19 protein-coding genes are annotated in these 25,695 nt (G+C 75.0%); 14 read left to right on the top strand and 5 right to left on the bottom strand.

All coding sequences use genetic code 11. The features are described 5' to 3' along the window. Nucleotides 1-43: 43 nt before the first annotated feature. On the bottom strand, nt 44-493 hold the full coding sequence (locus OG618_RS13850; protein ID WP_442906942.1) for a ferritin-like domain-containing protein: 450 nt from the start codon (nt 491-493) through the stop codon (nt 44-46). 1,013 nt (nt 494-1,506) lie between these two features. On the opposite strand from OG618_RS13850, the gene rimP reads away from it, so the two are divergent. From rimP to OG618_RS13800, 10 genes are all read left to right on the top strand, one after another. Next, nucleotides 1,507-2,073, top strand: coding sequence for a ribosome maturation factor RimP (rimP, locus tag OG618_RS13845; RefSeq protein ID WP_329487716.1), 567 nt, complete (start codon nt 1,507-1,509; stop codon nt 2,071-2,073). 57 nt (nt 2,074-2,130) lie between these two features. Then, the gene (gene nusA, locus OG618_RS13840) at nt 2,131-3,144 is read left to right on the top strand and encodes a transcription termination factor NusA (RefSeq protein WP_329487715.1); all 1,014 of its coding nucleotides are present in this window, start codon (nt 2,131-2,133) and stop codon (nt 3,142-3,144) included. A 138-nt stretch (nt 3,145-3,282) separates the two neighbouring features. Continuing rightward, nucleotides 3,283-3,531, top strand: coding sequence for a YlxR family protein (locus OG618_RS13835; protein WP_329487714.1), 249 nt, complete (start codon nt 3,283-3,285; stop codon nt 3,529-3,531). A gap of 249 nt (nt 3,532-3,780) precedes the next feature. Beyond that, nucleotides 3,781-6,942: a translation initiation factor IF-2 gene (gene infB, locus OG618_RS13830; protein WP_329487713.1), complete on the top strand. Its 3,162-nt coding sequence runs from the start codon at nt 3,781-3,783 to the stop codon at nt 6,940-6,942. 151 nt (nt 6,943-7,093) lie between these two features. After that, entirely contained in the window at nt 7,094-7,390 is a 297-nt protein-coding gene (locus tag OG618_RS13825; RefSeq protein ID WP_329487712.1) for a DUF503 domain-containing protein, read from the top strand. Nucleotides 7,391-7,544: 154 nt separating this feature from the next. Next, nucleotides 7,545-7,985 carry a 30S ribosome-binding factor RbfA gene (rbfA, locus tag OG618_RS13820; RefSeq protein WP_329487711.1) on the top strand — a complete coding sequence of 147 codons (441 nt, stop codon included), beginning with the start codon at nt 7,545-7,547 and terminating at the stop codon, nt 7,983-7,985. 2 nt (nt 7,986-7,987) lie between these two features. Further along, the gene (locus OG618_RS13815) at nt 7,988-9,091 is read left to right on the top strand and encodes a DHH family phosphoesterase (protein ID WP_329487710.1); all 1,104 of its coding nucleotides are present in this window, start codon (nt 7,988-7,990) and stop codon (nt 9,089-9,091) included. Nucleotides 9,092-9,125: 34 nt separating this feature from the next. After that, nucleotides 9,126-10,055: a tRNA pseudouridine(55) synthase TruB gene (truB, locus tag OG618_RS13810; protein WP_329487709.1), complete on the top strand. Its 930-nt coding sequence runs from the start codon at nt 9,126-9,128 to the stop codon at nt 10,053-10,055. Between the two features lie 269 nt (nt 10,056-10,324). Beyond that, nucleotides 10,325-14,056: a serine protease gene (locus tag OG618_RS13805; protein WP_329487708.1), complete on the top strand. Its 3,732-nt coding sequence runs from the start codon at nt 10,325-10,327 to the stop codon at nt 14,054-14,056. Nucleotides 14,057-14,121: 65 nt separating this feature from the next. Further along, on the top strand, nt 14,122-15,066 hold the full coding sequence (locus tag OG618_RS13800; RefSeq protein WP_329487707.1) for a bifunctional riboflavin kinase/FAD synthetase: 945 nt from the start codon (nt 14,122-14,124) through the stop codon (nt 15,064-15,066). An 87-nt stretch (nt 15,067-15,153) separates the two neighbouring features. Here OG618_RS13800 and OG618_RS13795 read toward each other — a convergent pair whose 3' ends face one another. From OG618_RS13795 to eccE, 3 genes are all read right to left on the bottom strand, one after another. After that, complete coding sequence (locus OG618_RS13795; RefSeq protein WP_329487706.1) at nt 15,154-17,595, bottom strand: MinD/ParA family ATP-binding protein; 2,442 nt, start codon at nt 17,593-17,595, stop codon at nt 15,154-15,156. 127 nt (nt 17,596-17,722) lie between these two features. Then, a complete protein-coding gene (locus OG618_RS13790; protein WP_329487705.1) occupies nt 17,723-18,493 on the bottom strand; it encodes a hypothetical protein in 771 nt (256 codons plus the stop codon). Beyond that, nucleotides 18,493-19,890: a type VII secretion protein EccE gene (eccE, locus tag OG618_RS13785; protein WP_329487704.1), complete on the bottom strand. Its 1,398-nt coding sequence runs from the start codon at nt 19,888-19,890 to the stop codon at nt 18,493-18,495. The genes OG618_RS13790 and eccE overlap by 1 nt, the downstream gene beginning before the upstream one ends. 170 nt (nt 19,891-20,060) lie before the next feature. Between eccE and eccB the strand changes: the two genes are divergently transcribed. The 4 genes from eccB (at nt 20,061) to mycP (ending at nt 23,933) form a co-directional block, all read left to right on the top strand. After that, nucleotides 20,061-21,749, top strand: a complete 1,689-nt coding sequence (gene eccB / locus OG618_RS13780) for a type VII secretion protein EccB (RefSeq protein ID WP_329487703.1) — start codon at nt 20,061-20,063, stop codon at nt 21,747-21,749. Nucleotides 21,750-21,930: 181 nt separating this feature from the next. Next, nucleotides 21,931-22,230: a WXG100 family type VII secretion target gene (locus OG618_RS13775; protein WP_329487702.1), complete on the top strand. Its 300-nt coding sequence runs from the start codon at nt 21,931-21,933 to the stop codon at nt 22,228-22,230. 73 nt (nt 22,231-22,303) lie between these two features. Beyond that, on the top strand, nt 22,304-22,594 hold the full coding sequence (locus OG618_RS13770; RefSeq protein WP_329487701.1) for a WXG100 family type VII secretion target: 291 nt from the start codon (nt 22,304-22,306) through the stop codon (nt 22,592-22,594). 112 nt (nt 22,595-22,706) lie between these two features. Then, nucleotides 22,707-23,933 carry a type VII secretion-associated serine protease mycosin gene (gene mycP, locus OG618_RS13765; protein WP_329487700.1) on the top strand — a complete coding sequence of 409 codons (1,227 nt, stop codon included), beginning with the start codon at nt 22,707-22,709 and terminating at the stop codon, nt 23,931-23,933. 170 nt (nt 23,934-24,103) lie between these two features. Here mycP and OG618_RS13760 read toward each other — a convergent pair whose 3' ends face one another. After that, on the bottom strand, nt 24,104-25,513 hold the full coding sequence (locus OG618_RS13760; RefSeq protein WP_329487699.1) for an APC family permease: 1,410 nt from the start codon (nt 25,511-25,513) through the stop codon (nt 24,104-24,106). Nucleotides 25,514-25,695: the final 182 nt, after the last annotated feature.

Below are 25,695 nucleotides of genomic sequence, written 5' to 3'. Positions count from 1 at the left end.
GCAGCGGTGGCGGCGCGCCCGCAGGTCAGGGCGGTGCCGGGGGTCAGGCGGCCGGGCCTGCGGGGTCGGGGCCGGCGGTGGCGGGGCCCGTCGTGGCGGGCGTCCCGGCGGGGTCGGGCAGGCCGGGGAACGCGGTCGGGGCGGCGCCCCAGCGGCGGGCGCGCAGCGCGCAGTCGCGGAGCGCGTCCGCGGCACTGCCGCGCTGCGGGGCGGCGACGGCGGCGACCAGGTCGGCGTAGACCGCGGTGAGCCGGCTTTCGAGGTGCGCGGCCAGCCGGCCGGCGCCGGCCGCGTCGGTGACGGCGAAGGGCAGCTGGTAGCCGGCCGCCGCCGCGCCCGGGGTGGCCCCGGCGCCGCCGAGCAGCCGTTGCCAGGCGTCCCGCCGGGCCTGGTGGGCGGCCAGGGCGGTCCGCGCGTCGGTGCGCTGCTGGTCCTCCGGGAGCCGGGCGCCGACCACGCCGTAGCCGTAGATCGCGGCGTGCTCGGCGGCCAGCGCGCCCTGGAGGGCGGTGAGCGCCTCCGGGGCGGTGCCCGCCGTGCCGCCGGAGGGGGCGGGGGAGGCGTCCGGGGAGGCCGGGGCGGTGCCGGACGGCGTGGCGGGCCCGCCGGGCGGGTCGGTGGGCCCGGGCAGCGGGGCGGCGGCCGGAGCGGTGTCGCCCAGGGCGACGGCGTGCAGCACCCCGGCCGCGGAGACCGAGGCGAGCAGCCGGGCCAGCCCCGGCGAGGCGGCGCCGAGGTCGGCGAGCCGGGTCTGCGCGGTCTGCCGCTCCAGCGCGGCGAGCGCGGCGACGGTGGCCACCGGCGGGGCCGGGGCGGTGGCGGACGACGACCCGGGGGATCCCGAGGGGGACCCGGACCCGCCGGCGGACGGCGACAGGGACGTGGACTGCGACAGGGACGGGGAGGCGGAGGGGCCCGGGAGCCCGGCGGCCAGGGCGGCCCGGTGCTGGAGCACCTCGGCCCGCAGCGGCTGGAGCTGCCCGGCCTGCCCGGCCCCGGCCCCGGCCAGCAGGGCGTCGTACCCGGCCAGCAGCGCGTCGGTGGCGTCGACGGCGCGCAGCCGGACCGGCTCGTCCGGGTCGGGCCGCCGGTGCTCGCCCCCGCCCGCGCCGCCCTCGTCGGGGGAGCCGGTGCAGGCGGCGAGGGCGCCGCCGGTGGCGAGGAACAGTCCGAGGGCCAGCAGGGTCCGTCGGCTGGGCGGCTGCATCGCGGTCACTCCGGGGCGTGTGCGGGAGGACGGCCTGCGTGCCCTCGTTGGCGTGAATGATTACAGAATCCTCACGGGTCCGGCCCCGGATTCCCAGGCCCTGGACCACGCCCCACCGGTGTGACCTTGCTCGCAGTGGGTGGCGCCCGGGCGCCCGCACGTGGTCCGGAATCGGTGGTTGGCGACTTCACCGGATAGGATTTGGGCCGAGCTGCCGCGACCCGGCCTGCGCCCGAGCGGCGCCGGACGGCGCGGTGCGCCCTCTGACAACAGCAGACGCGGCCGAGGAGTCCACCCGGATGAGCACCACCCACATCGACCGGCTGCGTGCGTTGCTGGAGCCGTTGGCCGCCCAGGCGGGCCTGGACTTGGAGGACGTCAAGGTCACCCAGGCCGGCAGCCGCCGCCAGGTGCAGATCGACGTGGACGCCGACGGCGGCGTGGATCTGGACGCCATCGCGGAGTTCAGCCGGGTGGTCGGCGAGGCCCTGGACACCTCCGACGTGATGGGCACCGGCGCGTACGTGCTGGAGGTCGGCTCGCCGGGCGCGGAGCGCCCGCTGGTCGAGCCCCGCCACTGGCGCCGGGCCGAGGGCCGGCTGGCCGCGATCCACCTGGTCGACGGCGGGGAGATCGTCGCCCGGGTGCTGGAGGCGGACGAGGACGGCGCGCTGGTCGAGGTGCAGCCGGTGAAGGGCCGCGGCCGGCCCAAGGAGCGCCGCCTGGAGTACACCGAGGTGTCCCGGGCGCGCGTCCAGGTGGAGTTCAACCGCAAGGACGACGAGCTCCTCGACCAGGCCCAGGACTTCGTGGACGACGACTCGGCGGACGACGGCGCCGAGGAGGGGGACGACGGTGCGCAGTGACGACCTGCCCACCGACCGCACCATGACGAACGTGACGAAAGACGAGGAGGCGTAGCCGTGGACATCGACATGAGTGCCCTGCGCACGCTGGTCAACGAGAAGAACATCCCCTTCGACCTGCTGGTCGAGTCCATCGAGTCGGCCCTCCTCACCGCGTACCACCGCACCGAGGGCTCGCGCCGCCGCGCGCGGGTCGAGCTGGACCGCAAGTCCGGCCACGTGACGGTCTGGGCGACCGAGGACCCGGCCGAGCTGGACGAGGGCGTCGAGCCGAAGGAGTTCGACGACACCCCGAGCGGCTTCGGCCGGATCGCGTCCAGCATCGGCATCCAGGTGATGATGCAGCGCCTGCGCGACGCCGCCGACGACCAGACCTTCGGCGAGTACGCGGGCAAGGAGGGCGACATCGTCACCGGTGTCGTCCAGCAGGGCAACGACCCGAAGAACGTGCTGGTGGACATCGGCAAGCTGGAGGCCATCCTGCCGCCGCAGGAGCAGGTCCCGGGCGAGGACTACCGGCACGGCACCCGTCTCAAGTGCTACGTGGTGGCCGTGCGACGCGGCGTGCGCGGCGCGTCGGTGACGCTCTCGCGCACCCACCCCAGCCTGGTGAAGAAGCTCTTCGCCCTGGAGGTGCCGGAGATCGCCGACGGCAGCGTCGAGATCGCCGCGATCGCCCGTGAGGCCGGTCACCGCACCAAGATCGCGGTGTGGTCGCGCCGGTCCGGGCTGAACGCCAAGGGCGCCTGCATCGGCCCGATGGGCAGCCGGGTGCGCGCGGTGATGGGCGAGCTGCACGGCGAGAAGATCGACATCGTCGACTGGTCCGAGGACCCGCGCGAGATGGTCGCCGCGGCACTGTCCCCCGCACGGGTGACGAGCGTCGAGATCGTGGACCTCCAGCAGCGCTCCGCACGGGTGATCGTGCCGGACTACCAGCTGTCGCTGGCGATCGGCAAGGAGGGCCAGAACGCCCGACTGGCCGCCCGCCTGACCGGCTGGCGGATCGACATCCGCCCGGACACCGAGGGGCAGTCCGACGACGGCGGCCGGGAGTCCTCGGCCGAGTAGTCGCGCCCGGGCACCACCGTTCCACCGCCCCCCGCCGTTCCACCCCGGATCGGCGGGGCGGCGCCATGTCCCTTCGGAGGGGTAGACTTGCCTTCGTCTGGCCGGACGCACGTCCGAGCACGCCCGGAACGCACCTGCGTGGGCTGCCGCAAGCGCGCGGCCAAGCACCAGCTGTTGCGTGTCACGGCGGTCGAGGGCGTTTGCGTCCCCGATCCGCGTGGCGCGCTGCCGGGCCGGGGCGCGCACCTGCACCCCGATCCGGCCTGCCTCGACCTCGCGGTCCGCCGTCGGGCGTTCCCCCGGGCCTTCCGGCTCCAGGGCACACTCGACACCGAGCGGCTCCGCGAGTACATCGGGGAGCGGGCAGGCGACACCCCGGCGCCCTGAGCTTCCTCAGGCCTCTGGCGGGCACCTCCCCGTTACGGCCGCCGCTCCACGCGGCGGAGAACCACCGCACCAAGCACAGTGCGCGGGCAGCCGCACGCCGTGCCACCAGTCAGGTACCTCGCGATGTGGAAGTAGGTCGAGATTGCGATGAGCACTCGATGAGTACGCGATGAGTACGCGATGGGTACGCCCATGAAGTAGCGACGGTCCGGCGGACGAGACACCCCGGACTCATAGATCAGGAGTGAAGTGGCTAAGGTCCGGGTTTACGAACTCGCCAAGGAACTTGGTTTGGAGAGCAAGGCCGTGATGGCCAAGCTGACCGAGCTGGGTGAGTTCGTCCGTTCGGCGTCCTCGACCATCGAGGCGCCGGTCGTACGCAAGTTGACTGACGCGCTGGGAGTCGCCCCCACCGGTGGCGCTGCCAAGCCTGGCCCGCGGAAGCCCGCGGCGCCCCAGCCCGCCGGCGGTTCCGCCGCCGGTGCGGCCGCACCCAGGCCGGGTGCCCCGACCCCGGGTCCGCGCCCTGCCGCGACCCCGGGACCCCGTCCCACCCCCGCTGCCGCGGCGCCCGCCGCCCCGGCCGCACCCGCCCAGGCCGCCCCGGCCGCTCCGCGCCCGGCCGGCGCGCCGACCCCGGGCCCGCGCCCGGCGGCTCGCCCCGCCGCCGCGCCCGCGGCCCCGGCTGCTCCGGCGGCCGAGTTCTCCTCCCCGGCCCCGGCCGAGGAGACCCAGGCCCAGCGCCCGGCCGCGCAGGCCCAGCGCCCGGCCGGCCCCGCCGCCGGCAGTGGTGCCCGTCCGGGCCCGCGTCCGGCCGGCCCGCGCCCGGGCAACAACCCGTTCACCTCGGGCAGCGCGACCGGAATGGCCCGCCCCGGCGACCGCCGTCCGGCCGCGCCCGGTGCCCGTCCGGCCGCCGGTGCCCCCGGTGCCGGTGACCGTCCGCGTCCCGGTGGCGACCGTCCGCGTCCCGCCGGTGCCCCCGGCGCCGGTGACCGTCCGCGTCCCGGTGGCGACCGTCCGCGTCCCGCCGGTGCCCCCGGCGCCGGTGACCGTCCGCGTCCCGGTGGCGACCGTCCGCGTCCCGCCGGTGCCCCCGGCGCCGGTGGCGCGCCGCGCCCCGGTGGCGCCCCGCGTCCCGACGGCATGCCCCGCCCGGCCGGTCCGCGTCCCGGTGGCCCGAGCCCGTCCGGCATGCCGCGTCCGAACCCCGGCATGATGCCGCAGCGTCCGGCTCCGGGCCCGCGTCCGGGCCCCGGCGGCCGTGGCCCCGGTGGCCCCGGCGGCCGTCCCGGTGGTCCGGGTGGCGCCGGTGGCGCCCGTCCGGGCTTCGCCGGTCGTCCGGCCGGTCCGGGCTCGCGCCCGACCGGTGGCTTCGGCGGCCCCCGTCCCGGTGGCGGTGCCCCCGGTGGCGGCGGCGGCTTCGGTCCGCGTCCCGGTGGCTTCGGCGGCCGTCCCGGCGGCCCGGGTGCCCGTGGTGGCACGCAGGGTGCCTTCGGCCGTGGCCCCGGTGGCCGTCCGGCCCGTGGTCGCAAGTCGAAGCGGGCGAAGCGCCAGGAGTACGAGGCCATGCAGGCCCCGTCCGTCGGCGGTGTGATGCTGCCCCGCGGCAACGGCCAGACCGTTCGCCTGTCCAGCGGCGCCTCGCTGATGGACTTCGCGGAGAAGATCAACGCCAACCCGGCCGCGCTCGTCTCCGTGATGTTCAACCTCGGTGAGATGGTCACCGCGACCCAGTCGGTCTCCGACGCGACCCTCGAGCTGCTGGCCGGCGAGATGGGTTTCATCCTGGAGATCGTCAGCCGCGACGACGAGGACCGCGAGCTGCTGGAGTCGTTCGACATCGACTTCGGTGCCAACGAGGGCGACGAGGACCAGCTGGCCCCGCGCCCGCCGGTCGTCACCGTCATGGGTCACGTCGACCACGGTAAGACCCGACTGCTGGACGCCATCCGCAAGTCGAACGTGGTGGCCGGCGAGGCGGGTGGCATCACCCAGCACATCGGTGCCTACCAGGTGGCCACGATCGTGAACGGCGAAGAGCGCCCGATCACCTTCCTGGACACCCCGGGTCACGAGGCGTTCTCCGCCATGCGTGCCCGTGGTGCCAAGTCCACCGACATCGCGATCCTGGTGGTCGCGGCCAACGACGGTGTCATGCCGCAGACGGTCGAGGCGTTGAACCACGCCAAGGCCGCGGGTGTGCCGATCGTGGTCGCGGTCAACAAGATCGACGTCGAGGGCGCCGACCCGACCAAGGTCCGCGGTCAGCTGACCGAGTTCGGTCTGGTGGCCGAGGAGTACGGCGGCGACACCATGTTCGTCGACATCTCCGCGCGCCAGGGCCTCAACATCGACCAGCTGCTGGAGGCCGTGGTCCTGACCGCGGACGCCTCGCTGGACCTGCGGGCCAACCCCGAGCAGGACGCGCAGGGTATCGCCATCGAGGCCCACCTCGACAAGGGCCGCGGCGCCATGGCGACCGTGCTCGTGCAGCGCGGTACCCTCCGCGTCGGCGACTCGATCGTGGTCGGCGACGCCTACGGCCGCGTCCGCGCGATGCTGGACGAGAACGGCAACAGCCTCGCCGAGGCCGGCCCGTCCCGTCCGGTGCTGCTCCTCGGTCTGACCTCGGTGCCCCGCGCCGGCGACAGCTTCATCGTCGTCGACGAGGACCGCACCGCGCGCCAGATCGCCGAGAAGCGCTCGGCCCGCGACCGCAACGCCGCGTTCGCGCAGCGCCGGGTCCGGGTGTCCCTGGAGGACCTCGACAAGGCCATCGCCGCGGGCGAGATCGAGCAGCTCAACCTCATCATCAAGGGTGACGTCTCCGGTTCGGTCGAGGCCCTCGAGGACGCCCTCGTCAAGCTGGACGTGGGCGAGGAGGTCGAGCTCCGCATCCTGCACCGCGGTGTGGGTGCGATCACCGAGTCCGACGTCAACCTGGCGATGGGTTCGGATGCCATCATCATCGGCTTCAACGTGCGCGCCGAAGGCCGTGCGCGCGCCGCGGCCGACAAGGAAGGCGTGGACGTCCGGTACTACTCGGTCATCTACCAGGCGATCGAGGAGATCGAGAACGCCCTTAAGGGCATGCTCAAGCCCGAGTACGAGGAGGTGCGCCTCGGCTCCGCGGAGATCCGCGAGGTGTTCCGTTCCTCCAAGTTCGGCAACATCGCGGGTGTCATCGTCCGCGAGGGCCTGCTGCGCCGCAACGCCAAGGCCCGCCTCATCCGCGACGGCAAGGTCGTGGCGGAGAGCCTCACCATCGAGGGTCTGCGTCGCTTCAAGGACGACGCGACCGAGGTCCGCGAGGGCTTCGAGGCCGGTGTGACCCTGGGGTCGTTCAACGACATCAAGGTCGAGGACATCGTCGAGACCTACGAGATGCGCGAGAAGCCGCGCGCGTAAGCGGGTGGTGTCCGGGGCCGGTCGACGGGTGGTATTTCCGTCGACCGGCCCCGGTCTCGCTGTGTAGGGTCCTGGGGTAGTCAGCGATGACGAGAAGCAGCCCGGTCCAGGGCTGCCCCCGAGGCCTCCAGGTCGGCGAGACCTGTCATACATGTTCGTGGGAACACTCACCTTCGACCTGCTGCTGGGCGACGTACATTCGCTCAAGGAGAAGCGTTCGATCGTGCGGCCCATCGTGGCCGAACTGCAGCGCAAGTACAGCGTGTGCGCTGCCGAGACCGGGAACCAGGATCTGCACCGCAGGGCCGAGATCGGCCTGGCGGTGGTGTCCGGCGAAGCCGGGTACGTCACCGAGATCCTGGACAGCTGTGAGCGGTTGGTCGCCGGCCGCCCCGAGGTAGAGCTGCTCTCCGCCAGGAGGCGCTACCACAACGACGACGACGAATGAGGTCTGCGGAACGGACCGGCGCGAGTCGCCGTTCTCACACAGATCAGGACCGAGAGCGCCCACAAGGCTGGGCGCGGGCCGGTACTTTGGGGCGTGGGCCCCGACGGGCAGGCAGTACGCCCGAGTTACCCGGCCCATTGCACGAGGAGGCAACGTGACCGACACCGCTAGGGCGCGCAAGCTCGCAGACCGCATCCAGGTGGTCGTGGCCGAGACCCTGCAACGCCGGATCAAGGACCCGCGACTGGGCTATGTGACCATCACCGACACCCGGGTCACCGGCGATCTGCGCGAGGCCACCGTCTTCTACACCGTCTTCGGTGACGAAGCCGAGCGCGAGGCCTCGGCCGCCGCGCTGGAGAGCGCCAAGGGAGTGATCCGCTCCGAGGTCGGCAAGATCGGGGTGCGTTTCACCCCGACGCTGACCTTCGTCGCGGACGCGCTGCCGGAGAACGCGAGGAACATCGACGACCTGCTCGACCGGGCCAGGGCCATCGACGCCGCGGTGCGCACCACCGCGGCGGGCGCGAAGTACGCCGGTGACGCGGACCCCTACAAGGTCCCGGCGTCCGAGCGTGACGACGAGGACGAGTAGTCATGGCAGGTGAGCCGGCGTCGACCGGTTCGACGGCCGGAGCAGTCGCGGGGGCGTCCTCCACCACCACGGTGGAGGGTGCCCTCGCGGTGCTTCCGGGGCCGCGCGCCGAGGCGCCCGGCTTCGAGCTGGTCTGGCAGCAGGTGGTCGCGGAGATCGGGCGCGCCCGGTCCATCGACCTCATCTGCCACATCTGCCCGGACGGCGACGCGCTCGGCTCGGCCCTGGCGGCCGCGCTGGCCCTGCGCGGGCTGGGCCACGAGGTCCGGGTCTCCTTCGGGGACGACCCGCAGATCGTGCCCGAGTCGCTGGCCTTCCTGCCCGGCCAGGAGCTGATCGTGCCGGCCTCCGAGGTGCCCGCCGTCCCGGAGCTGGTGCTCTGCTTCGACGTGGCCGCCGAGAGCCGGCTGGGCCTGCTGCACGAGAAGGCCTTCGCCGCGCCGGTGCTGGTGGTCATCGACCACCACGCCTCCAACCCCGGCTTCGGCACCCACCAGCTGATCGACCCGAGCGCGCCGGCCACCGCCGTCCTGGTGGACGAGCTGCTGCGCCGGCTCGGCGTCGAGCTGGACCAGTCCCTGGCCACCTGCCTCTACACCGGTGTCGCCACCGACACCGGCTCGTTCAAGTACCGGGCCACCACGCCAGCCACCCACGAACTCGCCGGGCGGCTGCTGGCCACCGGCATCCGGCACGACCTGATCTCCCGGCAGCTGTGGGACACCTCGTCCTTCGGCTACCTCAAGGTGCTCGCGGCCGCGCTCGACCGGGCCGTCTACGAGCCGGACGCGGCCGGCGGCCTGGGCCTGGTGTGGACCTGGGTGCCCTACCAGGACCTGGCGCTGTTCAGCGTCACCGTCGAGGAGATCGAGGGCCTGATCGACATCCTGCGCCGCCCGGCCGAGGCCGAGGTCGCGCTGGTGCTCAAGCAGGACCCGGACGGCACGCTGCGGGGCTCCTCGCGCTCCAAGGGCGCGGTGGACGTCGCGGCGGCCTGCGCCGGGCTCGGCGGCGGCGGGCACACCTTCGCGGCCGGATTCTCCACCCGCGAGCCCGTGGCCGACGCGGTGGAGCGGTTCCGGGGCGCGCTGCGGCCCGTCAGCTGACCACTTCCAGAGAAGCCTCCAGAGAAAAGAACAGATGAAGCGCAAGGGAACCGGCCCGGACGGCCTGGTCATCGTCGACAAGCCGGAGGGCATCACCTCGCACGGGGTGGTCGCCAAACTGCGGTGGCTGGCCGGGACGCGGAAGGTCGGCCACGCCGGCACGCTGGACCCGATGGCCACCGGCGTGCTGGTCATCGGCATCGAGCGGGCCACCCGGCTGCTCGGCCACCTGATGCTGACCGCCAAGACCTACGAGGCGACCGTCCGGCTCGGCCAGACCACCGTCACCGACGACCGGGAGGGCGAGGTCACGGCGTCCGTGCCGGCCGACGGCGTGCGCCGGGAGGACATCGACGCCGGGATCGCCGCCCTCACCGGCGAGATCATGCAGGTGCCGTCCAAGGTCAGCGCGATCAAGATCGACGGCAAGCGCTCCTACGCGCGGGTGCGCGAGGGCGAGGACTTCGAGCTCGCGGCCCGGCCGACCACCATCCACTCCTTCACCGTCCACGAGCAGCGGGCCGCCGTCGCCGAGGACGGCACCCCGGTGATCGACCTCGACGTGACGGTGGAGTGCGCCTCCGGCACCTACATCCGGGCGCTGGCCCGCGACCTCGGCGCCGGCCTCGGCGTCGGCGGCCACCTCACCGCGCTGCGGCGCACCCGGGTGGGCCCCTACGGCGTGGAGTCGGCCCGGACCCTGGAGCAGCTGGAGGAGGCGGTGACCGGTGACGCCGGCGCTCCGCTGGAGGTGCTGCCGATCGGCGACGCCGCCGCGGCCGCCTTCCCGCGCTGGGACCTCGACGCCGAGCAGGCCAAGGTGCTGTCGCACGGCGCCCGGCTGAAGGCACCCGGGATGGGCGTGGCCGGTCCGATCGCGGTCTACGGGCCGGACGGGCGGTTCCTCGCGCTGGTGGAGGAGCACGGCGGTCAGGCGAAGCCGGTGGCCGTCTTCGTCGGCTGACGCCGGGAGCTCCGGGCCGCGTGCCGGTCGAGCCCCCCGCCGCCCCCGTCCGGGGCGGCGGGGGGCTCTCGGCCTTCCGCGCGGGCACCTGGCGGAGCGGGGCCGGAGAGGTTCACCCGCACGGGGGAGCGCGCGAGGTGAACCCCGGTGGTGAGCGGCGCGGGTGCGGTCGGGCCTGCCCGGCACCGGGCAGGCTCCCGGGCGGCGAGCAGGTCGCCGCGACGCGTCCGCCTCCCGGGCCGCTCGGCCCTGCCGGGAGGGCTGCACGCATGCCGGGAGCACTGGACGGCGACGGGGTGGCGGACGATCCGGGGCGCTACCTGCTGCGGATCCGCGACCTCGACGGACGACTGCGCGGGCTGGGGTTCGTCGCGGACCCGCAGGGGACCGTCCTCACCGCGCACGAGAGCGTCGCGGACCTCGACCGGATCGTCCTGCACACCCCGGGCGGCCAGACCAGGGTGCTGGGCCCGGACAGCGTCCTGCCGCTGCCCGGGCACGGCCTGGCCCTGCTGCGGACCGACGGCGTCGGCGGGCTGCCGGTGCCCCCGCTGCCGATCGCGGCGCCGGGCGCGGTGGCCGCCGGGCGGGAGGTGCTGCTGCCCGCGTTCACCGGCGAGGGGGAGCGGACGGTCGCCCTGCGCTGCGGCGTGCTGGGCGTCACCGGCGCGGTCTACGCCCGGCCCGACCGCTTCCACCTGCTGGGCGGGGTGCTGCTGCTGGACCTGCCGGTCGTCACGGGTGCCGGGCCGGTGCCCGCCGGGGCGCCGGTGCTGGACGCCCGCAGCGGCGCCGTGATCGGCGTCGCCGCTCCGGCGCTGCGGGCACCGGAGCAGGGCGGCGCGCTGACCGCCGCCCCGGCGAACGGCAGCGGGTCGGGCGAGGGCGCGCCGGCGCTGGCCGAGGCGCTGGCGCGCAACGCCGCCGGTGTCCCCGCGTACGGATCGGCGCTGAACCTGGCGGGGGTGCTGCGGCTGGCCGCCGCCCAGGTGGCGGCCGCCGGGGCCGGTCCCGGCCGGGTGGCCGCCCTGGCCGCCGACCGGGTCGACCGCCCGGACGGCCTGGCCGGGGACGATCCGCGGGCGACGGTCACCGCGCTGGTCGGCGCCCCCGGCTCCGGCCGGACCACCGAGCTCGCGGCCCTCGCCGTCCGGCGCGGAGGCGAGGACCGGGCGCTTCCCACGCTCTGGCTGCGCGGCGCCGACCTGCGCGCCGAGGACGCCTCGCTCGCCGCGGCGGTGCGGCGGGCGCTGGCCTCGGCGGCGGCCGGCCTCGGCACCCGGCCGCCGCCCGGGCCGGACGCCGTGGCCGCCCTCTGCGCGGCCGCGCGGCGGCCGCTGCTGATCGTGCTGGACGGCCCCGAGGAGGCGCCCGTCCCGCTCGACCGGGCCTGGCTGCGGGCGGCCTGGGAGTGGCTGACGGCGGTCGGGGCCCGGCTGCTCACCGCCTGCGGGGACGAGGCCTGGGAACTGCTGGCGGGCCTCGACGACGACCGCGCGGCGGCCGGGCCCGGTACGGCGCCGGCGGGGTGTCCGCGGCACGGCGGGGACGGCCCGCCGTGGGACCGGGAGCCGTGGGACCGGGAGCCGTGGGACGGTGACGAGTTACCGGCGGGCGGCACCACGGCCGGGCCGGCCGGGGCCGACTGCCGCTGCGCGGGGGCGGCCGGGAGCTTCGCCGTCCGCCGGCTCGGCCCGCTCCCGGCCGAGGCCGCCGACCGGGTGCGCCGCCGCTACGGGCTGCCGCCGGACTGGACGTCGGCCGCGGACGCCCGCCACCCGCTCGCCGTCCGGCTGGCCGGGGAGCTGTGGGCGCAGGGGCTGCGCGGGGAGCCGGTGGGCCGCGGCGAGCTGTTCGCGGCCCACCTGGACCTCTGCTGCCTGCGGGTGGCCCAGCGGATCGCCGCCGACGGGCGGCCCCGGCGCCCGGGCGCCCACCGGCGGGGTGCCGGGCGGCCGGCGGGTCCGTCGCCCGGCCGGGTGCGCAGGCTGGCCGCCGCGGTGGCCGGGCGGGTGCACGAGGCGGCCCGGCGGATGCTCGGCGCGGAGCAGGGCGGGCTCGGCCGGGCCGCCTTCGAGGAGCTCTTCCCACCCGGCAACTGGGCGGCCGCGGTGCTGGCGGAGGGCCTGTTCGTGCCCGCGGGCCCGGGCTTCCGGCTCGCCCACGGCGAGTTCTCCGACTGGCTTCAGGGCCTGCACCTGGACCTGGACGCGGCGCTGCGGCTGCTCCTCGGCGAGGCCGAGGACACCCCGCCGCCGGGGGAGGCCCGTACGGTGCCCCGGCACCGCGTCGCCCCGGTGGCGTCCGCGCTCGGGCGGCTGGCCGAGACCTGGGGCGCCACCGCCCTGGACCCGTGGCTGCACCGGCTCTGGCGGGCGCTGGACCTGCGCCCGCCGGGCAGCGAACCCGGCTGGTGGGCCGGCCGGTTGCTCGCCGCCGGGCTGGCCGCCAGCCCCGATCTGGACGAACACCGGGCGCTGCTCGCCCAGTTGGCCGGCCGGATCGCCGAGGTGGCACCGGCGGCCGGCGGGTTCGAGCGGCTCCCGGCGGCCGGTCTGGGCCGCTTCGGTCCGCGCTTCTGGACTGCTCTGGGCCTGCCGGTCGAGAGCGAACTGGCACTCCTGCGGCGACTGGTCACCGCCGACGGACCGGCGCGGCCGTTCCTCGCCGCCACGGCCGAGCGGCTGCGCGCCGACCCGGCCCGGGTGATGCCGCTGCTCTGCGCCTGGTTCGACGACCCGCGCGGGCTGCCCGGCCGCCCCGGCACCACCGTCGCCGACCTCGCCCACGACCTGCTGTACCACCACCGCGCGCTGGCCCTGGACGACCTGACGGAGGCGCTGGCCGACGCGGCGCACCCCCGGGCGGACGCGCTGCTCACCGTGCTCGCCGGTGAGGAGCCGTCGGCACTCTGCCGCGCCGTGGACCGCTGGAGCCACGACCGGCGGCCCGAGCGGCACGTCGCCGCCGCCGTGCACGCGTTGCGCGCCGCGCCGTACGCGCGCGGGGCCGGACCGGAGTTGCTGCGGTTCGCCGCACTGGCCCTGCTCGCCCGCGAGGAGGAGCCGTGCCTGCACGGCGCCGCGCTGGCGCTGCTGGTGCGCGACCCGCGGGCCCGGGCCCGGCACCTCCCGGCCGCGCTGGCGGCGTACCGGCACGGCGAGGACCGCTTCCTGACCGCCCGGGCGCTGGCCCCGGCGCTGGAGAGCGACCCCGAGCCCGTCCTGGCCGCGTTCGCGCAGCGGCTGGCGGCCCCCGGCGCGGCCGTCGCCGAGACGCTGCGGGTGCTGGCCGACGCCCGGACGCCGCAGGCCACCCGGCGCGGCGCCGAACTGGCGGCCCGGCTGCTGCGGGAGCGCCCGGCGCTGGCGGGCGCGGTCGCCGTCGACTACCTGGGCCGCCGGCTGACGCGCGGCGCCGCCGGGGGACCGGCCGCCCGGCTGGAGCTGCGGGTGCTGCTCGGCAGCGCCCTGGCGGCCGGTCCGGTGGCGGTGCGGCGGCCGTTCGCCCAGGTGCTGGCGGTCCCGGTGGCCGATGCCGAGGCCGACGCCCTGCGCTGCGAACTCCTGGACACCCTGCTGGCCACCGAGGGCGACCAGGAGGTGCTCGCCGCCGTCGTGGAGCGGCTGGCCGAGCACTGCGCGGCCGAGCGCCCGGCGCGGGCCCGGACGGTGCTGGCCCGCGCCGCGGCCGGGCTCACGGACGCGGACGAGCTGCTGGCCCGCTGCGCGGGCCGTTCGGCGGCGTTCGCGCTGCTGCTGGCCCGGTGGCCCGAGGGCGAGGCCCCGGCCCGGCCCGCCGACCCCCGGTCGGCCCGGCTGCGGGAGCCGGCGGCGGCCGGGCGCGACCCGCGGGAGGCCGCCGCCGAGGCCGGGCGGGAGGCGGACCGGGCGACCCCGCGGGAGCCGGTTCCCACCCCGGTGTCCGGGACCGGACAGCCGGCGGTGCGCCCAACCCGCCTTCCGGTGCCGAAGCAGGGGCGGGCGCATGGCACGCTATAGGGGTTCGGGTTTGAGCGTTTGAGCGTACAGAAGGTACGCGCCGTAGGGAACAAGGAGCGGTCAGGGTGCAGCGCTGGCGTGGCCTGGAGGAGATCCCCGGGGACTGGGGACGCAGCGTCGTCACCATCGGGTCGTTCGACGGTGTGCACCGCGGGCACCAGCTGATCATCAACCGGGCGGTCGAGCGCGCCCGTGAGCTCGGCGTCCGCTCGGTCGTGGTCACCTTCGACCCGCACCCGAGCGAGGTGGTCCGCCCGGGCAGCCACCCGCCGCTGCTCGCCCCGCAGCCGCGCCGCGCGGAGCTGATCGAGGCGCTCGGGGTGGACGCCGTCCTGGTGCTGCCGTTCACCTCCGAGTTCTCCCAGGAGTCCCCGGAGACCTTCGTCCGGCAGGTGCTGGTGGACGCGCTGGGCGCGCGGCTGGTCATCGAGGGGCCGAACTTCCGCTTCGGGCACCGCGCGGCGGGCGACGTCGCGCTGCTGGCCGAGCTGGGCCGGGCCGCCGACTTCGACGTCGAGGTGGTCGACCTCCAGGTGCGCGGGGCGGCCGGGGACGGCGAGCCGTTCTCCTCCACCCTCATCCGGCGGCTGGTCGCGGCCGGTGACATGGCCGGCGCGGGCGAGGTGCTGGGCCGCCCGCACCGGGTCGAGGGCGTGGTGGTGCGCGGCGCCCAGCGCGGCCGCGAGCTGGGCTTCCCGACGGCCAACGTGGACACGGTGCCGCACAGCGCGATCCCGGCCGACGGCGTCTACGCGGGCTGGCTGACGGCGGACGGCGAGCTGATGCCGGCCGCGATCTCGGTCGGCACCAACCCGACCTTCGACGGTACGGCCCGCACCGTGGAGGCGTACGCCATCGACCGGGTCGGCCTGGACCTGTACGGGCTGCACGTCGCGGTCGACTTCCTCGCCTACCTGCGCGGGATGGAGAAGTTCGACTCGATCGACGCGCTGCTGGACCGGATGGCCGACGACGTGAAGCAGGCCCGCGAGCTCACCGACGGGGGCTGACCGGACCGGTCGCGGATGCCGAAGGGCCCGCCGGCCGTCCACGGATCCCCTGGATCCACGGACGGCCCGGCGGGCCCTTTCGGTTCGCTACGGCTGCGGCTGCTGCGGGTAGCCGTACCCGGCGGGGGGCGGCGGCTGCGCGCCCGGCTGGGGCTGCGGGTAGCCGTACCCGCCGGCCGGCGGCTGGGGCTGCTGCTGCCAGTCCTGCGGGGGCTGCTGGGCCCCCGGCTGGGCCTGCGGGTACCCGTAGCCGGGCGGGGGCGGCGGGGCCTGCCCCGGCTGCGGGGCCCACGGCGCGCCGGGCGCGGGCCCGCCGGCCGGGTAGCCGCCCTGGCCCGGCTGCGGGTACGGCTGCTGCTGGGCCTGCTGCGGGTAGGGCTGCTGCGGGTCGGCGTACGGCTGCGGCTGGCCCGGGTAGGGGGCGGTGGGCTGCGGGGGCTGGTGGGCCTGCTGCTGCCAGCCGGACTGCTGGGCGGCGGCCTGCTGGGCGCGGACGATGTCCTCGCCGACCAGGGTGGCGAGTTCGAAGTACGCCTCGCGGACCTTGGGCCGCATCATGTCGAGGTTGACCTCGGCGCCCGCCGCCAGGCTCTCGTCGAACGGCACCACGATGACGCCGCGGCAGCGGGTCTGGAAGTGCGCGACGATGTCCTCGACCTTGATCATCTTGCTGGTCTCGCGGACCCCGGAGACCACCGTGATGCTGCGCTGCACCAGGTCGGCGTAGCCGTGCGCGGAGAGCCAGTCCAGCGTGGTCGACGCGGAGGAGGCGCCGTCCACGCTCGGCGTGGAGACGATGATCAGCTGGTCGGCGAGGTCCAGCACCCCGCGCATCGCGCTGTACAGCAGGCCGGTGCCGGAGTCGGTCAGGATGATCGGGTACTGGCGGCCCAGCACGTCGATGACCTGGCGGTAGTCCGAGTCGTTGAAGGTGGTCGAGACGGCCGGGTCGACGTCGTTCGCCAGGATCTCCAGGCCCGAGTGCAGGTCCTGGGAGGTGAACTGACGGATGTCCATGTAGCTGCGCAGGTGCGGGATGGCCGTCACCAGGTCGCGGATGGTCGCGCCGGTCTGGCGCTTGACCCGGCGGCCGAGGGTGCCGGCGTCCGGGTTGGCGTCGATCGCGATCACCTTGTCCTGGCGCTCGCTGGCCAGGGTCGCGCCGAGCGCGGTGGTGGTCGTGGTCTTGCCGACGCCGCCCTTGAGGCTGATCACCGCGATCCGGTAGCAGCTCATCACCGGCGTCCGGATGACCTCCAGCTTGCGGCCGCGCTCGGCCGCGGCGGCCTTGCCGCCGAACTGGAAGCGCGGCTGCTGGCGCTGCTGCTTCGGCTGGTTGCGCAGCAGCCGGTCCGAGGAGAGCTCGACGGCGGCCGTGTAGCCGAGCGGTGCGCCGTGCGAGACCTGCTGCGGGGCGGCGGACTGCTGGAACGCGGCGGGTGCCTGCGGGACCCCGGACTGCTGCTGCCACGGCTGGGCGGGGCCCGGCTGCTGGGGCTGGGGCTGGGGTTGCTGGGGGTGGGCCTGCTGCTGCGGCGGCTGCTGGTACGGGGTCGGCTGCGGCCAGCCGCCCTGGCGGGGGTCGACCGGCGGTGCCTGCGGGCCGGGCGCCTGGGGGCCGGGCGCCTGCTGGGCGGCCGCCCAGGCGGCGGCCTGCTGCTCCTGGGGGTCGGCCGGCTGCTGCGGCGGTGCCGGCTGCGGCCACGGCTGGGCCTGCTGCGGCGGCTCCGGGTAGGGCTGCGGCTGGGCGTACGGCTGCGGGTCCGCGTAGGGCTGGGGCTGGGCCTGCTGCGGCGCCTGCTGCTGGGGCTCGGCGTAGGCCGGCGGCTGGGCCTGCTGCGGCGGCCCGGGGTAGGGCCGCGGCTCCGCGTACGGCTGCTGCGGCGGGGGCACGGCCGGGCCGGGCTGCTGGTGCGCGGCCACGTCGGCCGGCGGCCACGGCTGGGCCGCCGCGGCCTGCGGCTGTTCGGGGGCGGGGCCCGGCGCCGGGGCGGGCGCGGGCCCACCGGCGGTGGGCGCGGCGAACGGGACGTGCTGCGCCTCGACATGGGTGGCCGGCGCGGGGACCGGCGGGGCCTTCTCCGGGGCGGTCGCGACGGCCGGGGCCGGCTCGGCGGCCGGGACGGGCGCGGGGGCGGGCGCGGGGGCGGGCGCAGGCGCAGGCGCGGGCACCGGAGCCGGTGCGGCGACCGGCGCCGCCGCCGGACCGTCCGCGGCCGGAGGAACGGCCGGTGCGACGAACGATTCGGCCGCGGGCACGGGCGCGGGCGCGGGGACCGGTGCCACGACGGGTGCCGGTGCCGGTGCCGGTGCGGCCGGGCCGCCGCCCGCCGCCGGAGCGGCCGCACCCTCCGGTGCTCCGCCCGCCTGGACGGGTGCCGGACCGGCGCCCGGACCGGCGGCCGGAGCCGCCGCGGAGTCCGTCTGCACGTACCAGGACGGGGGAGTGTAGTCGGGCGCGTCGGACCAGTCGTCGTCGTCCTCCGCCGCGTTGTCGCCGACGTAGACGCCGTCCCGATCGCTGCTCACCTAGGGCTCCCTCGTGTTCGCCGCCGCTCGTCGCGGTGCCGTTGCCGCATCAAAGACTAGGCCGTGCACCACCCCCCGTTGAAGGCGGAGTCTCATCTCGCCCGGGGCGCGATCGGGTCCCGGCAGGTCAGTCCATGCGTCGTGCCCCGCCCAGGACCTGCTGCTCGGCCTGCCCGGCGACGGTCCGTACGTACTGGCGGCGCATCCGGGTCGTCCAGAGCGTCATGTCGTCCCCGAGGGTGGGCAGCGCGGCGATGTCCTGCGGGCCGAGCGAGAGCACCCGGCCGATCAGCTCGGCCTCCTGCGGCGAGACCCGCTGCACGCCGACCAGGTCGGCGGCGTTCAGCACCCGGGCCGCGTTCGGGCCCAGGTAGGGCAGCAGGGTCAGGGTGGTCTGCCAGGGCGCGGCGGAGAGCCGGCTGCGCGGCGGGCGGGCGCCGAGGTCGCGCACCACGAGCACCGGCGAGGTCACCGAGGCGCCCTGCGGGCCGAGCCGGCCGACCTGGTGGACGGTCACGCACGGCTGGCCGCCGCCCGCGGCCTGCGCCATCGGTCCCCACAGCTGCCCGCGCGCGGTCTCGACGGCGATCCGGGCGCCGGTGGCGGCCGCCCGCAACGCGATGACCTGGGCCGTCCAGACGCCGCCGACCAGGACCAGGTCGTAGGCGCTGGGCCGGAAGAGGCCGAGCACGGCGGGCTGCTTCTGGACGTCCTCGCCGATCAGCACGCCGTCGTCGCCGACCGGGAAGGAGAGCGCGCCGAGGTCCTCGGTGGTCAGCACGTGCTTCTCGCGGCGCGGGCCGCGCAGTCCGAAGCCGGGCAGGATCCGCGGCCGGACCCGGGGCTGCTCGGTGGAACCGGGCTGCGGGCCGGGCGTCGGGTAGGTCTGGTACGCCATCAGGAAGCACCTCCCAGGGGCAGGGTGGCGAGCATGCCGGGGGCCTGCTCCAGGTCGAGTCGGGCGAGGCCGAGGCCGGTGCTCTGCGCCCGGGCCTCCACCAGTCGTCCGACCTGGACGACCTCGCTCTCGCTGCGCCCGGTCACCCGGACGTGGCCGCTGATCGCCACCGAACCGCCGGTGCCGTGACCGGCGGTCAGGCTGAAGGTGCTGGCCAGGGCGGGCGAGCCGGTGATCAGGTTGACGAGGTCCGGCGCGGCGATCCGGCCGGGGGCGCCGCCGGGGCGGCTGAGCTGCGGCCACCGGGAGATCCAGTAGGTGCTGTGCCAGCGGTCGTCGATCCGCCAGAAGCGGTTGCTCTCCTGGGTGCGGCGGCCGCTGCCGCCACCGCTGCCGGTCCCCTGGCGGCCGGCCACGGCGAGCGGGTTGGCGCAGGTGGAGATGGCCAGTGCGGCGATCAGCTCGCGCTCGTCCAGCACGGTGGCGTTGAACCCGGCGCTGTTGAGCCGCCCGGCGAGCTGGTCGGTGACCCGCTGCAGGGCCTTGCGGGCGCCCTCCTCGCCGCCGCCGCGGGCGCGGACGGCGGTGGCCGCGCGCTCCGGGTCGAGCTTGAGCGCCACCCAGGTCAGCCGCAGGCCGGGGGTGGCGGTGCCGTCGGGCAGCTCCTGGTAGGCGCGGGCGGCCAGCGACTGCTCGGGCAGGTGCGGGGCCGGCGCCGGCTGGGTGTGCTGGACGATCTGGACCGACTCCAGCGTGATGTCGTCCACCCGCAGTGCCGAGCAGATCACGTCCAGCGGCAGCGGCAGCGCGGTGCGCACCGGCCGCAGCGGCTGGTCCTTGGCCTGGACGAGCAGCACCGAGCTGAGGAAGGTGCCGTCGCCGACCATGCCGGTCTCCCGGCGCATCGGCCGGCCGCCGAAGTCGGTCTCGGTGGCGTGGGTGCAGGTGCGCAGGGCGGGTTCCAGCTCCAGCGCGGGGGCGATGGCCGGGTCGGTACCGACCGGCGGGACGTTCGTCCGGGCCTGCTTGCGACGGGCCTTCAGGGCGGCGCGCACCCGCAGCGCCTCGGGGATGGTGCGTCCGCGCAGCGGGATGACCGCGAGGACGACCAGCGCCAGGGCGACGGCGCCGAAGCCGCCGGCCACCGGCTTGCTGATCGTCCAGCCGACCGCCACGAGTGCCACCGCGACCTCGACCAGCACGAGTTGCTGGAGCCTCAGCCGGCCGCCGAGCAGCCCGGGCCTGGGGTGGACGCGGACCGGTACGGGGGCCGTCGGCCCGACGGCGGCCGCGGGTTCGGCGACCTGGCCCCGTTCGGGCCGGGCCCGTCGGCCGGAGCGGCGCGATCCCCTGCCCTCGTCGGTGCTGCGGCGCCCTGGAGCGGTCTGGCTTGGCATCCCCCGAGTGACCCTCTCTGAATCAGTTGTCGCGGCCCGGTTGGCCGGTTCGCGAACCGTACCCGTACCGTACTCACCGTCTGCTGCCGCATCGTAGAGGGTTCGAAGCCGCTCTCGCCCGGCGGGTGCGGACCACGGGGTATGTCGGTCAGACAGGGGAGACGACGAGCATGGCATCACGCCGGGACGAGCTGAACGCCTACACCTTCGCGCGGAAGCGAACGGTCGGCGCGTTCCTGCTGCCCAACGGGGGCGGCAGCGACGAGGACGCGCCGCGGCCGGTGAAGGCGATCCTGCCGAGCGTCATCGTGGGCGCTCTGGTGGTCGGCGCGTTCGGGGTCTGGGGGGTGTTCAAGCCGAGCGCCCCGGTGGGCTGGGACAGCGGCAAGAACATCGTGCAGGGCAAGAAGAGCACCACCCGGTACGTGGTGCTGACCGATCCGGACGGCAAGACCAAGCGGCTGCACCAGGTGCTGAACATGTCCTCGGCGCGGCTGGTGCTGCCGGTGGACGCGAAGGTGGTGGTGGTCGCCGACGAGGTGCTCGACAAGTACCCGAGCCACGGCCCGACCATCGGCATCCCGAACGCGCCGGACCGGCTGCCGACCAGGGAGAACGCGAGCAAGCCGATGAAGTGGTCGGTCTGCGACAGCCCCGGTCCGGACGACAAGCAGGAGACGGCCAATCAGGCGCTGTTCCTCGCGGGCGGTGCCGACGCCAAGACGCTGGCCGCCAAGGACCGGGTGCTGGACACCGACCAGGCGCTGCTGGTGAAGGAGATCGACGACCAGCAGGTCGCCGCGCAGCCCGGCCCCGGCCAGCCGCCGATCGACCAGAGCAAGTTGAACCTCTACCTGATCGACTCGCAGGGCCGCAAGCACGCCATCGGGGGGACGCAGACCTCCGAGAGCGACAAGAAGCAGCTGATGGCGGCGATCTTCGGGGCGAGCGCGAAGCCGCAGCCGGTGAAGAGGGAGTGGATGGACACCCTGGTCACCGGCTCGGTGATCCAGTTCCCCAAGATCGACGGGCTGGTCCCGGACGTCAAGGGCCCCAACTCCTCGGTGGCGCTGCAGAAGCCGGAGGACCGCAAGATCGGTCGGCTGGTCCGGTACGGCGACCGGAACTTCGTGGTGGGCAAGGACCAGCTGTTCGTGGTCACCCAGCTCCAGGCCGAGCTGATCCGGCAGAATCCCGCGTGGCAGGGGCTCTACAACCAGGACGCCGACCGGACGCCGCGGATCGACGAGCTGATGCCGGCCGACTACGCCGCCTTCAACTCCAGCACCCCGCTGAAGGACGCCGACGACTGGCCGACCAGGACGGGGGCGCCGGCCAACAACTGGCAGGCGGCGAAGGACGCGAAGCCGGTGATCTGCAGCACGTTCGACGGGATGGCCGAGGACGGCAAGACGCCGCGGCGCAGTGTCTGGGCCGGCCCGGACTTCCCGGCGAAGCACAGCAGCGGCGTCGGTTCGGCCTATGTGACCCCCGGTCAGGGCCTCTTCTACCGCGCGCTGGACGGCGGTGCGGGCGGCTCCGGCAGCGACTACCTGATCACCGAGACCGGGCTGCGCTACGCCGTCCCCGCCAACACCACCGGCGGCAAGGGGGCGCAGGCCGCGCCGTCCGCCCAGCCGGGCAAGCCGGTCCCGACCGTCACCGCGACCCCGACCGTCCAGCCCGGTGACCCGGCCGCCGGGCAGCCGGGTCAGCAGCAGGACGAGGCCGGCGGCAACCAGGCCCGGCTCGGCTACCAGGGCCTGCAGCCGGTGCCGGTACCGCTGGCCTGGTCGGCCCTGGTGCCGTCCGGTCCGGCGCTGAACGCGAAGACCGCGGCCCAGCAGCAGAACGCCTGACCGGCCCGTTCCGGCAACGGAATTGGCCCCAGTGTCATGGTCTGGTAACTAGCGGTTCCCCGGTGTTGGGCGAGTTGCGTGTGCCGACTACAGTGCTGCTGGACATCACACCGGTGATGCGGCGGACCGGCCGGGAACGGCGGTCCGGACACAATGTCTGTCTCATGGGGGACGGTAGAGCATGGGTCAGTTCAAGACGACCGCTCAGGAGATGCTGGCTTTCGCCAAGCACATGGACGAGGTCATCGGCCAGATCGAGGGCGAGATTCGCAAGCTCGACAGCCTGGTGGGTTCGATCGCCGGCGGTTGGCAGGGTCAGGCGGCCACGGCCTACAAGACCCTTCAGGGCCAGTTCAACGAGGACGCGGTCGAGCTCAACAAGTCGCTGAAGGCGATCAAGAGCGCGATCGAGATCACGACCAAGCAGTACTCGGCGACCGACGCGGACCAGCAGGCGGCGTTCGGCGCCGGCAAGATCTGATCCCCTCTCTGCCAGGTCATTCACCGGCGGCCCCTGGTGAGGGAGCGCGTCGGTTCCTCGACAAGGAGACATCGTGTCCGACCACATTCTCGTCAACTTCGAAACTGTCCGGAACGCCGGCAGCGAGGTTCGCGCCACCGCCAACCGCATCAACTCCCAGCTTGAGGAGCTGAAGGCGGGCGTGACCAAGATCGCCTCCAGCTGGGAGGGTGCCGCTCAGCAGGGCTACCAGGCCCACCAGGCGAAGTGGGACTCCCGCGCCAGCCACCTGCAGCAGGTGCTGTCCCAGATCGCCGGCTCGCTGGACAAGGCGGCCGAGAGCTACAACAGCACCGAGAACAACAACGCCAAGCTCTGGGGCTGACGGATCCCGCCCCCGGTCGTGGGGGCGATCGATTCCGCCGAAGGGGCGGGTGCCCGGTCCGGGCACCCGCCCCTGGCGCGCAACACGGGTGGACGACAAGAGGGGTGGCAGGGTGTCCGTAGTCAGGTACCGGAAGGCGGCCGCGACGGTGGCCGCGCTCGCGGTGCTCGGCGGTCCGCTGGCCGCCCCGGCCCACGCGGACGGGCCCGGCATCGCCGCCGCCGGTGACTGCGCCAAGGACGCCCAGAACGTGCAGGCCGTGCCGTGGTCGTTGCAGCGCATGGTGCTCGACGAGCTCTGGCAGGGCGGCACCGTCACCGGTGCGGGGGTGACCGTCGCGGTCATCGACACCGGGGTCAACGACCAGAACCCCCAGCTGGCCAACCGGGTGGTCGACGGCGGCTCGCTGTTGAAGGACAAGGACAAGAAGAAGGTCGAGGGCACCGGCAAGGACGACCTCGTCGGCCACGGCACCAAGGTCGCGGGCATCATCGCGGCCGGCCACTACGACCAGACCGGCTTCGTCGGCATCGCCCCGGACGCCGGCATCCTGTCGATCCGGCAGAACGACGCCGAGGGCAACGGTGACGTCTACACCCTGGTCGAGGCGATCTACATCGCGATCCAGCGGGGCGTCAAGGTCATCAACATCTCGCAGGACGTGCGCGGCGCCGGCAACGCCGACTTCGGCGGCTACGCGGAGCTGAAGGCCGCCGTCGAGGCCGCCGAGGCCAAGGACATCGTGGTGGTCGCCTCCTCCGGCAACGACGGCAAGGAGGGCGACACCTACCCCGCCGCGTTCCCGACCGTGCTCGCCGTCGGAGCCTCCGACCGCAACAACGAGCGTGCCCCGTTCTCCCAGTACGGCGACTTCGTGGACGTCGTCGCGCCCGGCGTCGACATGCTCTCCACCGTCCCCCGGGGCGGCCAGTGCGTGGACAACGGCACCAGCTTCGCCGCGCCCTACGTCGCCGGCCTGGCCGCGCTGCTGCTCGGCGCCCACCCCAAGTGGAAGCCGGCGCAGGTGCGCGCCCGGATCGAGCAGACCGCGCAGCGCACCGGGCACGAGGCGAACGCGTACATCGGCTGGGGCGTGGTGGACCCGGTGAAGGCCGTCACCAAGGCACCCGAGGACCCGCCGTACAAGGCGAAGCCGGACGAGCCCGTCCAGCTGGCCGCCGCCCCGATCGTGCCGCAGCCGCTCGGCCTCGGCGAGACCCAGGCCGACCGCGACGGCCGCACCGCGACCTACGTCCTGGGCGTCGGCGCCCTGCTCGTCGCGCTGCTCATCGGCGGCGGCGTGGTGCTCCGCGACCACCGCCGGCGCCCCACGGACTGATCCGGAGCCTCCTCCCCGCCGCGAGCCTGCGCCGGCCGGTCGGCCCGCGTCCGACCGGCCGACCCCGGGGTGGCCGGCGCGTGCGGAACGGCGGTGCCCGGACCAGGGGGGAGTGGTCCGGGCACCGCCGTGTGGGGGAGGGGTGGGGGTCGGGGGCGGCCCCGCCGGGGTCAGGCCTGCTGGTCCTCGGGCAGGCTGATCACCCAGCGGGTCTCCTGCCGGGGGCGCAGGTAGAAGAGCCAGTAGAGGGTGGCGGCGGCGGTGATGCCGCCGGTCCACAGCAGGGGCACGGTGTCCAGCTGGGTGATGATGTAGACCAGCACGACGATCAGGACCACCGGGACGGCCGGCCAGAGCGGCATCCGCCAGGCGGTGGCGTGCTTGTGCCGATCGCGGCGCGACAGCAGCGCGGCGATGGCGACCAGCAGGTACATCCCGGTGACGGCGACGCCGGTGATCTCGCTGAGCAGCTCGCCCTTGACGAAGCAGAGCGCGGCGCCCGGCAGGCCGACGGCCAGCGTGGCCACCCACGGCGAGCCGAACCGGCCCAGGGTGGAGAAGGCCTTGTTGACCGGCTCGGGCCAGGCCTTGTCGCGGGCCGAGGCGAACAGCACCCGGGAGTTCTGGATGACCATGACGATGCCGGCGTTGATGATCGCCAGCGCCACGCAGAGGCTGATGAAGGTGCCGACGGCGGAGTTGCTCCACGCGGTGACCATGCCGGAGATGTCGCCGGAGGTCAGGGTGGCCAGGTCGGGGGCGCCCATGGTGATCGCGGTGACCGGGATCAGGATGACCGCGGCGGAGATGCCGAGGGTCCACAGCACGGTGCGCGAGACGTTGCGGCGCGGGTCCTCCAGTTCCTCGGAGAGGTAGACCGCGGTGGAGAAGCCCTGGGTGATGAAGAGGGCGATGCCGAGCGCGCCGACGATGGCGCCGATGCCCACCGTGGTGGTGGCGCCGCCGTCGCCGGCGACCACCCCGTGCAGCAGGCTGGGCGCGTCGCCGTTGGCGTGGGCGAAGCCGAGCACCGACACCACACCGGCGGCGACGACCTCCAGGACCAGGAAGACGCCGGTGATCCAGGCGTTGGCGCGCAGGTCCAGCAGACCGGCCAGGGTGGCGGCGAGCATCACCGCGGCGCCGGCGATCGGCTTGTCGACGTGCAGCACCGGGGCGAGGTAGTCGGCGGTGCCGAGGGCGATCACCGAGGGGACGATCAGCACCACGATCAGCGAGAGCACGAAGACCAGCCAGCCGGCCAGTCGCCCGGCCAGGGTGCCGACCATCGCGTACTCGCCGCCGGCGCTGGGGATCAGGGTGCCGAGTTCGGAGTAGCAGAAGGCGACCGCGATGCAGAGCACCGAGCCGATCGCGATGGCCAGCGCGGTGGCGCTGCCGATGCTGGAGAACAGCTCCGGGACGATCACGAAGAGCGTGGAGGCCGGGGTGACGCAGGACAGCGTGAGCAGGGTCCCGCCCACGACGCCGATCGAGCGCTTGAGCGTCTGGGGGGAGGCGGCGCCCTCGGCCGCCGTAGTGGGGGCTACGGCGTGTGGCGGGCGAAGCGTGTCGGTCATGTGGCTTCCGATCGGCTCTGTGCGGTCCTGGAGAGGGAGCGGTATCGCCTCCGCTGGCTTGCTGCTGTGGGGTTCTGGTCCTTCGCTCCCGGGCCGTCATGGAACCTTGGCCGTAATGACCGCGTCAATGCCGGAAATGCTTCGGAATCCGTTGCGAAGGTGGGCATAAACATGCGATCCGA

It is taken from the genome of Kitasatospora sp. NBC_01246 (assembly GCF_036226505.1).
GTDB lineage: Bacteria > Actinomycetota > Actinomycetes > Streptomycetales > Streptomycetaceae > Kitasatospora.
Note: the sequence above shows the minus strand (reverse complement) of the source record. Positions and strands in the feature narration are given on the sequence as shown.

What these genes read in the sequence shown, in the direction of transcription:
- OG618_RS13825 (WP_329487712.1), top strand. Translation starts at nt 7,094, where the DNA reads ATGTTCGTGGGAACACTCACCTTCGACCTGCTGCTGGGCGACGTACAT.
- rimP (WP_329487716.1), top strand. Translation starts at nt 1,507, where the DNA reads ATGAGCACCACCCACATCGACCGGCTGCGTGCGTTGCTGGAGCCGTTG.
- OG618_RS13790 (WP_329487705.1), bottom strand. Translation starts at nt 18,493, where the DNA reads ATGGCGTACCAGACCTACCCGACGCCCGGCCCGCAGCCCGGTTCCACC.
- OG618_RS13805 (WP_329487708.1), top strand. Translation starts at nt 10,325, where the DNA reads ATGCCGGGAGCACTGGACGGCGACGGGGTGGCGGACGATCCGGGGCGC.
- truB (WP_329487709.1), top strand. Translation starts at nt 9,126, where the DNA reads ATGAAGCGCAAGGGAACCGGCCCGGACGGCCTGGTCATCGTCGACAAG.
- OG618_RS13760 (WP_329487699.1), bottom strand. Translation starts at nt 25,513, where the DNA reads ATGACCGACACGCTTCGCCCGCCACACGCCGTAGCCCCCACTACGGCG.
- eccB (WP_329487703.1), top strand. Translation starts at nt 20,061, where the DNA reads ATGGCATCACGCCGGGACGAGCTGAACGCCTACACCTTCGCGCGGAAG.
- eccE (WP_329487704.1), bottom strand. Translation starts at nt 19,890, where the DNA reads ATGCCAAGCCAGACCGCTCCAGGGCGCCGCAGCACCGACGAGGGCAGG.
- OG618_RS13815 (WP_329487710.1), top strand. Translation starts at nt 7,988, where the DNA reads ATGGCAGGTGAGCCGGCGTCGACCGGTTCGACGGCCGGAGCAGTCGCG.
- OG618_RS13775 (WP_329487702.1), top strand. Translation starts at nt 21,931, where the DNA reads ATGGGTCAGTTCAAGACGACCGCTCAGGAGATGCTGGCTTTCGCCAAG.